Source organism: Marinobacter sp., from assembly GCF_041686475.1.
Lineage (GTDB): Bacteria > Pseudomonadota > Gammaproteobacteria > Pseudomonadales > Oleiphilaceae > Marinobacter.
In genome coordinates, this window is sequence record NZ_JAWLDU010000022.1 from 39,469 (window position 1) to 49,873 (window position 10,405).

Annotated in this window: 9 protein-coding genes and 3 pseudogenes; 6 read left to right on the top strand and 6 right to left on the bottom strand. The window is 58.6% G+C overall.

Going from position 1 to position 10,405, the window contains the following annotated elements:
- Positions 1–27: 27 nt before the first annotated feature.
- Both ACESMB_RS07305 and ACESMB_RS07310 read right to left on the bottom strand, forming a co-directional pair.
- Positions 28–1,113 carry a TRAP transporter substrate-binding protein gene (locus ACESMB_RS07305; RefSeq protein WP_372925824.1) on the bottom strand — a complete coding sequence of 362 codons (1,086 nt, stop codon included), beginning with the start codon at positions 1,111–1,113 and terminating at the stop codon, positions 28–30.
- A gap of 323 nt (positions 1,114–1,436) precedes the next feature.
- On the bottom strand, positions 1,437–2,849 hold the full coding sequence (locus ACESMB_RS07310) for a sigma-54 interaction domain-containing protein (RefSeq protein WP_372925831.1): 1,413 nt from the start codon (positions 2,847–2,849) through the stop codon (positions 1,437–1,439).
- 464 nt (positions 2,850–3,313) lie between these two features.
- Between ACESMB_RS07310 and ACESMB_RS07315 the strand changes: the two genes are divergently transcribed.
- Positions 3,314–4,219 carry an alpha/beta hydrolase fold domain-containing protein gene (locus tag ACESMB_RS07315; RefSeq protein WP_372925825.1) on the top strand — a complete coding sequence of 302 codons (906 nt, stop codon included), beginning with the start codon at positions 3,314–3,316 and terminating at the stop codon, positions 4,217–4,219.
- A gap of 7 nt (positions 4,220–4,226) precedes the next feature.
- Here ACESMB_RS07315 and ACESMB_RS07320 read toward each other — a convergent pair whose 3' ends face one another.
- Entirely contained in the window at positions 4,227–4,586 is a 360-nt protein-coding gene (locus tag ACESMB_RS07320; protein WP_372925826.1) for a DUF6164 family protein, read from the bottom strand.
- An 82-nt stretch (positions 4,587–4,668) separates the two neighbouring features.
- Between ACESMB_RS07320 and ACESMB_RS07325 the strand changes: the two genes are divergently transcribed.
- The 4 genes from ACESMB_RS07325 to ACESMB_RS07340 are packed head-to-tail and all read left to right on the top strand — an operon-like array spanning position 4,669 to position 9,162.
- Entirely contained in the window at positions 4,669–6,078 is a 1,410-nt protein-coding gene (locus ACESMB_RS07325; protein WP_372925827.1) for a DUF2868 domain-containing protein, read from the top strand.
- Positions 6,075–7,502: a GTPase/DUF3482 domain-containing protein gene (locus ACESMB_RS07330; protein ID WP_372925828.1), complete on the top strand. Its 1,428-nt coding sequence runs from the start codon at positions 6,075–6,077 to the stop codon at positions 7,500–7,502. The genes ACESMB_RS07325 and ACESMB_RS07330 overlap by 4 nt, the downstream gene beginning before the upstream one ends.
- Positions 7,503–7,552: 50 nt before the next feature.
- Positions 7,553–7,948, top strand: a complete 396-nt coding sequence (locus tag ACESMB_RS07335; RefSeq protein ID WP_372971211.1) for an ectoine synthase — start codon at positions 7,553–7,555, stop codon at positions 7,946–7,948.
- Between the two features lie 11 nt (positions 7,949–7,959).
- Entirely contained in the window at positions 7,960–9,162 is a 1,203-nt protein-coding gene (locus ACESMB_RS07340) for a CynX/NimT family MFS transporter (RefSeq protein WP_372925829.1), read from the top strand.
- 14 nt (positions 9,163–9,176) lie between these two features.
- Here the strand turns inward: ACESMB_RS07340 and ACESMB_RS07345 are convergent.
- Positions 9,177–9,359, bottom strand: a pseudogene (locus tag ACESMB_RS07345) (hypothetical protein); the annotation flags it as partial.
- Positions 9,357–9,602, bottom strand: a pseudogene (locus ACESMB_RS07350) (type III PLP-dependent enzyme); the annotation flags it as partial. The pseudogenes ACESMB_RS07350 and ACESMB_RS07345, both read right to left, overlap by 3 nt.
- 205 nt (positions 9,603–9,807) lie before the next feature.
- Between ACESMB_RS07350 and ACESMB_RS07355 the strand changes: the two are divergent.
- Positions 9,808–10,020: a putative motility protein gene (locus ACESMB_RS07355; protein ID WP_372971212.1), complete on the top strand. Its 213-nt coding sequence runs from the start codon at positions 9,808–9,810 to the stop codon at positions 10,018–10,020.
- 37 nt (positions 10,021–10,057) lie between these two features.
- Here ACESMB_RS07355 and ACESMB_RS07360 read toward each other — a convergent pair.
- A pseudogene (locus ACESMB_RS07360) lies at positions 10,058–10,405 on the bottom strand (hypothetical protein); the annotation flags it as partial.

The following is a 10,405-nucleotide window of genomic DNA, read 5'->3' on the forward strand; positions in this document are numbered from 1 at the left end:
TGCCTGTATTACACAATGGGGCGTCTATCAGTCGTACTGGTAGAAATCCCGTGGCAGGTAACCCTGGTTGTGCCAGATAGAGTGATGTTCCATGAACTCACGCTGACTCTCGAGTACACGAGCGAACATTTCATCTTCTTCGGCAATATCGTCCAGCACCTTGTTGGTGGCCTTTTCCAATTCACGCAGAACCGGCTCTGGCAGGGTCTGGGCGTTCACGCCTTCGCTCTCGTAGTCACGCAGAGCTGTTGGCTGAGCAAACTCGCTCTCTGCGAGGCCTTTCAGCGTGGCCGACTCGCAACCCATCTCGATGAGTGCACGGCTCTCGGGCTCAAGGTCGTTCCAGACGTCCTTATTTACCAGCAGGTGTGACGTAGTCAGAGTCTGGTGCCAGCCCGGCATGATGTAGTTCTTGATGATCTGATCGAGGCCCAGCATCTTGTCGATGGCCGGCTGCGAAAATTCGGTTGCATCAATAGTGCCCCGTTCCAGGGACTGATAGAGTTCGCCACCTGGAATCATGGTGACTGACGCTCCCAGTTCTTCGAGCACCTTGCCACCGATGCCGGCGAAGCGGATCTTCAACCCGTCAAAGTCATCCAGGCTCTCGATAGGATCAGCAAACCAACCGGCGCCCTCCGGACCGATAATGCTGCACAGCATCGGGTGAATGTTGCGCTCGTCATAGATTTCTTCCAGCAGATCTCTGCCTTCACCCTCGTAATACCAGGCCAGATAGGCAGAAGGTTCCATATTGAATGGAGCGCCGGAATACAGAGGCAGCGCAGGAATGGTTCCCTGATCGTAGCCAACCCAGGTGTAGCCTGCCGGGTACTTGCCTTCGCTGACGGAGTCCATGATTTCAAATGGGGGAACCAGTTCTCCCGGCTCATAGTAACGAAGCTGAACATCGCCACCAGAGATGGCCTTAAGACTTTCAGATAGGTGCTTGACCGGCGTGGTCAGACCGACGAGGTGAGAGGGAAACGCCAATGGCACCTGCCAGCGGATTTTTTCTGCTGCAACTGCGTTACTGCTGATCATGCTGCCTGAAATGATCGCTGCCGTAGCAACGCCATAGCTCAGACGCGAAATCTTGTGTTTGATCGACATGAAGATGATCCTTCTTGTTGTTGTGCTCGGCTTGTCGGGAATCAACCGCGACAGTCCTGGTCTGAAGTTCAGCCAGATACCGCAGGTAACAAAACGGACTTCTTGGTGGGTCCAACATGTGCGCCAGTTTTGTTATCACGGTTATTCTGACGTCCTGCGCTGATTGATAAAGCAGACACTGTGCCAGAGACTGAAATCCTCATTAAATCAGCGTTCTGTAAGTTTAGTTCAATATCGCCGGATAGTTAGGTGTCCGGAATAAAAGACAGTTTTAGACAAAGGTGGTAGGGGTTTGCACGGATATCAAGACAGGTGTCCGGACATCAGGACATTTTTGCAAGCTTTTCATACAGTACAGAGCGCGAAATGCCCAGCAGCTTGGCCGCCCGGGTTCGATTGCCCCGACTTGCTACCAGTGCTTCCTCAATGGCCTGCGCCTCTGCATCAGCCAGGGTTTTGGCAAGGCGACGCACTGGCTGGGGCACCAATGAAGAGGTCGCCCGGTTACCATTGCGTGGCAACACCTTGAAAATGGCATCAGCGTCCAGCAACCCGCCATCTTCGCCCATGGTCAGGGCCCGCTCCAGCACATTACGCAGTTCACGGATGTTACCGGGCCAATCATAACTGCCCAGTGCGGATACACCCGCGTCTGTGATTTCCCCTCTCATTTCCAGGCCTTCGCAGATCTCACCCAGCAAGGCTTCACACAACACGCCCAGGTCTGCCAGACGGTCCCTCAGCGGGGGTATGGGTATTTCCAGAACATTCAGTCGGTAATACAAGTCCGACCGGAACTCACCGTCGGCGATCATCGCCTCCAGGTTTCGACTGGTCGCGGCTATGACACGCACATCCACTGACGCAACCTTGTTTGACCCCAGGGGCTCAATTTCGCCCTCCTGCAGGGCCCGCAACAATTTCGCCTGTAGCGACAGCGGCATATCTCCGACTTCATCCAGGAACAGGGTGCCACCGTTGGCCAGCTGGAATTTGCCCTCTCGGGTACGTCGATCCGCGCCAGTATAAGCTCCTGGCGCGACACCGAAAAACTCGGCTTCCAGCAGATTGTCGGGAATGGCGGCAACGTTCACACCTACAAACGGCTTCTCTGCGCGGATGGAGACGGAGTGAATGGCCTGCGCCAACACTTCCTTGCCGGTGCCTGTCTCCCCCAATAACAACACCGGCATGTCACGTCCGGCCGCGAGCCGCGCACGACGCTTGACCTCCAGTGCCGCGGGGCTGGCTCCGACAAAGTCAGCCAGGTTGTAACGGGTTCCACGGCTCTTTTTCGCCAACGCCTGGCGGGCAGCGGCCAGGTCCTGATGCAGACGACGATATTTGGCCACCAGCGGCGTCAACGGTTGCAGGTCGTCGTAAAGAACAAAAGCAACCGCCCCCATGATTCGCCCATCATCGTCATAGAAGGGCAAACGGGTAACCACCAGTTGCTGTCTGTTGTGCTCCATAATGTCGAGCAGCAAAGGCTTGCCGGATTCCACCACCTCCGGCATCCGGGTCTGGGGGATAACGTGGCGCACCGGCTTGCCAATGACGTCCTTGGGATCACCCAGGCCCAACAGGTGGGAGTAGCTGCTGTTAATCCAGGTAATACGGCTTTCGTGGTCGACAGCAATGGCCCCCGCACTGGCTTCCTCGAACATGGGAAACAGAGCTTCAATCAGGTCCCTCGTCAGCCCGCTTTTGTTATTCTTGGTGAAAAGCTGTGTCATGAACTGATTACCGCCGGGAAGAGTGTCTTGCATGGTCATACCCTGTCACTACCCGGCCAGGACCGTGCAGCGATCGTTAAAGTATATGGGTGCCCCGCAAGCGGGGCAAACGGGATTCAGTCCGGAATCCGGCACTCCTCATAAACTCCGGCCACTACGAAAAACCCATGCGTATCGTGTGCCAATAAAGCAAGTCTTTGATACTTTGTAGATAATTGGAGACCATGGAAGGTATGGGACACAGATTTCCGGATTGCCGGACAGTCTGAACCCGAAACAAGCAAGAAAAGCGGCACCATGGCTGTGCCCAGAGCCGCAGGGACAAGTGTAGGGATATCCAGACAGTGTCTCGCCTACCGGACACTCTCCACCATTGAGCCGTTGCGCCTGTGAAAAGCGCCGTGCATCCACAGGCGCAATTCCGGCGTATTACTTGCCGTACCGGATCACACAACGGAGAACCGATGCACCCCTCACGACTGCTGGCCCTGTTCGCCAGCGTTCTGCTGACTGCCTGTGCCTCTCACCAGAATGCACCGGCAGATGCAGCGCAGGTACCGGAAACCGGCTTCAGCACCCAAACCGACATTACCTTCTCGCCCGATGGCTGGCCCCAGACCCTGCAGGCCGATATCTATCTTCCGCAGACAGATGAGCCTTTACCGGCCGTACTTCTCGTCCACGGCGGTGGCTGGGAGCGACGTTCGCGGGAGGATATGACGTGGATTGCCGAGCACCTTGCCAGCCGGGGTTTCGCGGTGATGAACATCGACTACCGGTTTGCGCCGGAGCATTTATTTCCGGCCCAGCTATACGATCTTCAGATAGCCATGAACTGGCTTCACAACCAGGCCGATAGCTACAATCTGGACCGGGATGCCATCAGTGCCTTCGGATTTTCCTCGGGCGCGCATCTGGTCAGCCTGATGGCCCTTGTCGCCGAATCACGGCATCCGTTAAACCAGCCCCATGGAGGAAAGTACGCCAGGCCGGTAGCCGTTGTGGCCGGTGGGCTGCCGGGAGATCTCCGTGCGTTCGGTTCGGGAAAACTGATCCGCCAGTTTCTTGGTGGTGAACAGGACGATATTCCCGGCGTCTATGAGGCCGCATCACCCATTACCCACATCACCGCCGGCGCACCGCCTTTTTTCCTGTTCCATGGCGCCCAGGACATGCTGGTACCTGCCCGCCAGCCAGAGGCGTTTCGGGCGCTACTGACGGAACATGGTGTCGAGAGTGAACTGTACCTGATGCATCTGCGCGGCCATGTCACCAGCTTTCTCACCGCCGGCAATGCGGTTGAAAAGGCCACCGACTTTCTGCTCCGGCACGCCCGACCCGCCGGGGAAGAGCGCCAGGCCAGCAATTAGCCAGCAGCTAGAGGGTGACGAAAGGGGCTACGCTCAGCGCCAGAATAACCAGAATGGCAAGGCAGGCAGCAAACGTGGTGACCGGCCTGTGGCGCAACCGATGCCAGAAGCCCCCTGTTCTTCCTTCAGCCAGATCCGCCTTGTAGGCTTCACGCTGGCGCTGCAAACGCTCCCGTTGATAGTTATCCAGCAGTTCCCTGGCGCGCCGGGCCTCGTCGTCATCGTGGACCCAGAATCCACCCATGCTGATCCCCCAGCGGCTGGGCGGGGTTTCATAGTAGGGCACGTCGTGCGCTTCAAACAGCTCACGGATTTCATCCGCTTCGTCGTCGGGAACGTGACGCAGGTTCATCAGATGGTTGGTCATGTTGTGTCTGGCACCGGATTATGGGGTACCCTTATCCTAGCATTCCAGCAAGGCTCTCACCCGCAGTTCACCAGGATAATCAATGCAGGACAGCGCCATTCGACGATTACTGGAGTTTGACAGCCAGGTTCAGCGCGACAGCGACCAGTCGCCCGCCTTCCTCCATCGAAGGGATCGCCGTTTTGCCCTGGACTGCCGTGACAGAGGTCTGTCGCCCGCCCCGGAACTGTGGCTTGAGCATGTCCGTCGACTGCGCCCGCCCTTACCCACCAGAAACCCCTTGCGCCGCTGGCGGCAACTGACCACGGGCTTCGCACTTGTGGGCCTGATGACGGGGTTTATGGCAATGCTGGGCCTGCTGTTCTACGACGGTGGCCAGAGAATCAACCTGACGGTCATTCTGGCGTTCGTCATGCTCCAGTGCCTGCTTGCCGCGATCACCACAGTACAGGCCTTTGCCGGCTGGCAACCCTGGCAGTGGCTGCTGAGAAAACTGGACAGAAGCAGTTCCGCCGGCCCGCTGCGTCCCCTGCAACCCATGCTGATGGCCCGCGCCGCGCATACCGGCGGGCTGATGCTTGGCCTGGCCGGATTGCTCACCCTGCTGGTGCTTGTGGTCGTCCAGGATCTTGCCTTTGGCTGGAGCACCACCCTCGATACCGGATCCGGCAGCTATTACCAACTACTGGCAACACTCGCCACGCCATGGCAGAACCTCTGGCCTGCGGCGTTTCCCGACAGGGAACTGGTGGATGCCACACGCTTCTTCCGCAGTGGCGCTGAGAACGCCCAGGACCCCGCGCTCTGGGGACGTTGGTGGCCATTCGTCGCGATGATCTGGGTCACCTATGTCATATTGCCGCGTCTGGTGCTGCTGATGCTGGCAAGCATTCATACCGGCATGAGGGCGCGCAGGGAACTGGCCCGACACCCTGGCATGATCGCCCTGCAGTACCGCATGGAAACCCCGGCACTGGATACCGGAAACCTTCATAACGATGCGGCCGACCAGCCGGATACCAACACCGCCGGGCAACCACAACCACTGCCTGCCGGACAGGTCCTGATCTGCTGGGCCGGCGCTGGCGAACCCGAACTTCCTGACACCCTGGCAACCGGCTACAGCAGCATTCTTGCGGCAGGAGGAAACGTCTCTCTGGAGCATGACAATCATGTGATCCAGAACGCCCGGCAAGTGCTTGCAGCCAACCCCAGCCCCGCGGCTCTGATCGTCACCCGCAGTTGGGAACCGCCTACCGGTGAGCTGGCAGATTTCCTGCGCGAAGCCCGGGCATCCTGGCCACCCACCACGCTCATCGCCCTGGTACCCATGGCGGCGGAGCCGGAACAGCTGCCTCCGCACCATCAGGTAAACCAGTGGCTGCGATTTGCTGACAGAACCGGAGACAGCCGGATCGTTGTCAGCACGCCGGACATGGCGTCACCAGAAGCCCGCATTCACCGTGCACTTCAGGACGAGCACCGACCATGACCGCACCCGTATTTGCCGTGGTTGGCCATCCCAACAAGGGAAAATCCAGCATCGTGGCCACCCTGTCCCAGAACGATGCCATCGCCATTGCCCTGGAACCGGGAACGACCCGCCAGCGTCAGGAATACCCGCTAACGGTCGATGGCAAAACCCTTTACACCCTGGTGGACACTCCGGGTTTCCAGCGCCCCCGCCGGGCACTGGAATGGCTGGAAGCCCACAGCATCGCCGCCTCGGACCGGGCGGAAACCGTGCAGGCGTTTATTGTCCAGCATCGTGGCGACAACGGATTCACCGATGAGTGTGAGCTGCTGACACCGCTGACCGAAGGCGCAGGAATCATTTACGTGGTTGATGGCTCGGTACCCTACAGCGCTCAGCACGAGGCTGAAATGACGATCCTGCGATGGACCGGTCGGCCAAGCCTGGCGCTGATCAACAGCATTGGTGATGACGACTACAGCGACACCTGGGCACAAGCGCTTGGCCAGTTTTTCCAGGTCGTGCGCAAATTCAATGCCGTTAGCGCACCGTTCGAACAACATCTGAGCCTCTTACGGGCATTTGGCCAACTGGAGCCGGAGTGGGAGCAGCCTCTTGAGCAGGCAACGGCCTTTCTCCAGGCCCAGCGCCGCCAACGCCGGGCCCAGGCAGCCGCGCTGATCGCTCGTACTCTGGAAGACATGATGTCGTTTCGCGAGAAGCGGACCCTGACCAGCCTACAGACCAGCGAACTGTCTGACGAAGAGCTTGCCCGACAGCTGCGAACCAGCTGGTATGACAACCAGCGGAAACGGGAACAGCACCTGCGAATCGCCATTGAAAGACTTTATGAGCACCACCGCGTGGAACGTCAGGAGGCCGAGCTGGAGTGGCACAGCGAGCACGACCTGTTCAGCGAGGACAGCCGCAAGGCCTGGGGCGTTAACAGGCGCTACCTGGCAACGGCCGGATTCGGGGCCGGAGCCGTAGGTGGGGCCGGCGTGGATGCAGTGGCACTGGGCCATTCACTGGGTGCCGGTGCGTTGGTCGGCGGATTAATCGGTGCCGCGGGGAGCTATTTCTACGGTGACCGACTGACTTTGCCGGTGCTCAACACAGGAGTGCTGACCAACGGCCTCAGAACGGCCACGTTCGGGCCAGTACAGGACAGCCAGTTCGGCTATGTCGTATTGGGAAGGGCAATAAATCACTGGTGGCATATCAGCCACCGCAATCACGCCGGACGCGAACTGCTGGACCTGGCACCGGCTGACAATCACTGGCTCGAGCACCTGGACCGGGCCAACCGCCAGATCATCCACCGAGCCCTCGAACGCTGCCGTAAACAGCGCGCCCTGGACGACAAAACCCGAATGGCACTAACGGCGGCCATCGAACAGGCCATGGGTGCTTACGACGATTGGCGGTTGAACCGAACTTGACCGGGACGTGTATACTGAAGGACTGCTCCACCAAATAATGAGGGATAAATATGAAAATTGTACGAGTTCAGGACATCATCGGCACCGAACGTGAAGTCAGCGGGCCGGGCTGGACCAGCCGCCGCATGCTGCTCAAGAAAGATGGCATGGGCTTTTCATTCCACGAGACCATCATCCCTGCAGGTGCCGAGCTGAACCTCTGGTACAAGCATCACCTCGAAGCCGTCTATTGCGTGGCCGGCAACGGCAGCATCTACGACAAGACAACCGGGGAAACCCACGAAATCAGTGACGGAACCCTCTACGCTCTGGACAAGAACGACCCCCATACCCTCCGTGGCGGCACCGAAGACATGCGCCTGATCTGCGCCTTCAACCCGCCGGTTACCGGCCGTGAAGTTCACGACGAAGACGGTGCCTACCTCCCGGACACCGGCGACAACTAAGCCCGGCCCCAGTGGCTGAAGCACCAGAGACCACAACACCGCCACCGGCAGCAAAGCTGCTCCCGGTGGCGGTGTTGCTTTGGCTGGCCGGTGTTTATCTGCGCATACCGGTACTGGTGGCGCCGCCCCTGGCACCGTTTATCAGCGACGAACTTGGCCTGTCCCAGGCCCTGACAGGCGCACTCACCACCCTGCCCATACTGATGCTGGCCGTCGGCTCCATGCCAGGCTCCCTGGCCATCGCACGACTGGGCCCACGGAACACCCTGGCCCTGGCCATGGTGATCATGGTCATCGGCTCCGCCGGCCGCGGCCTCTCGCCGGACACCATCACCCTGATGCTGACCAGTGCTGTCATGGGCCTGGGGATTGCAATGATGCAGCCCTCCCTGCCTGCTTTGTTACCGAGGTGGCTGGAACCCCACCACCTGGCCATTGGTTCGGCCATTTACATGAATGGCATGCTGATGGGCGAATTCATCGGCGCAGGCATCACCCTGCCGTTACTGATGCCATTGATGGATGATAGCTGGCGAGCCACCCTGCTGGCCTGGTCCCTGCCCGGCTTACTGGTAGCCGCGGCGCTGTTCCTGCCCCGCCGTGAAATGTCACGGCCGGTACGAAAACCTTCATGGCTGCCTGACTGGAAAAACCCCCTGACGCTGAGAATCGGCCTGCTTCTGGGTTTGTCAGGCTCCATGTTCTTCGGCCTGAACGCCTATATGGGCAATCTTCTGGAACAGCAGGGCAACTTTGAAATGCTGGCGGATGCCCTGTTCTGGTACAACTTTGCCCAGGTGATCGCATCCCTGGTAATGCTGAAAATGGCCAGATACTGGATGGGCCGGAAATTTCCCATCATCGTGACCGCCAGCTGTAGCATTATTGGCACAGTTGGAACACTGTTTTTAACCGGCTGGTGGGCCATCGCCAGTGCGACATTTATGAGTCTTACAGCAGGCATGCTGCTGATCTTGCTGGTGGCATTACCACCTGTATTGGTGGAATCGCGAGATACCGGCCGACTGTCAGCAGGTAACTTTCTGGTCGGTTACACTCTGGCGTTTTCGGTTCCCATGGTTGGAGGGTTACTCGCTGACTGGAGCGGTGATGCCCGCTTCGCCATATTCTTCATCATCGCCTACGCCTTACTGGTGCTTCCGCTGGCCTTTACTCTGGACCTGAGACGACAAACGGGCCAACCCGAGGGTTGACCCTTTATCTGGTGCTATTGGTCAGCTCTGTGCCTGGCCGCGGGGTGGGGGGGGGTATAGGCGCCGGTGGACAGCCAGTACATGCGATCGCCGATGGCCAGGATCAGTGGCAATGGATATTTGTGATGCTCATACATAATGTCGGCACTGTCGCACGTTGGACCTGCAATAACACAGTCTTCGCCTTCTCCGGATTGGATGTCCCTGGCTTTCTTGATGGTGTTGCCGTAGCTGATGCGCTCACCAGTTACACCCAGGGCCATGACTTTCTCGAGTTAATACACAGACGCAATATCAAAGCTGGCACCCTTGTCCCGCAACATGGTCAGAACCTGCGGGGCCGGGTTGGCCTTTACCGCGTAGTAGACACTGGCATAGGGAAAGCCTTCCACCAGTTCATTGTACTGGCGGTCGATGATGGCGTTGGCAGACTCGGTCATGGATGGATTTCCCCGGTAATTTCGCGGGATCATCGGGCTTTTCCGAGAGCCCGGATATGAGCACATCTAACCATAGGTGACCGCCATCGAAAACCCGGGCGTGTCGCATTTGTAGGGAGTTTTGTTACGGTCTGCTAATCAGGGCTGGAAAGGCCGTTTCGGTATGCTACGGTAATGGTAAATCCACTATGCACTTGGAGTTTGTATGTCTGACATTGCATCCCTGGCTGCCAGCAGTACCCAGATGAGTCAGCAGAACGTCCGGGAACAGGCGCAGATTGCGGTCATGAAACAATCCCAGGACATGGCCCAGCAGGGCGCCATGCAACTGCTGGAAGGCGTGACTGAAACCGCAGTGGCCACCACTGGCGCCAATCCATCCGAGCAGGTTGGCACCACCGTTGACGTCAGGGCCTGATCCGGACTATACCGCAACCGGCCACAGCGGCGCCGGTCCGGTTCTCGATCAGCCAGACCCCTTCGCCCATGCTCGCCTTCGGTAACTTGGCCACAAACGGCAGCACCATGGCATCCCACACCGCCTGTTGTTCCTCGGGGCCGTTGGCCTCGATCAATGTCCATGGCGTGTGCTCCGGAGCCACCACCTGGAAAGCACGGGTCATCTCCACTTTGTCGTGGCCGATGCGATAACTGGCAACGCTGGGAAACACCCGGCATTTCAAACCATGAACCAGGGCGTTCAACTGCCAGTATTCCGGGAACAGAACCCAGTCTGCGTCTCTCAGCAGCTCCTTGTGGGCCAGGAAGTGTTCGGGTTTGAGTACTTTGGTATCCGGGAAGCC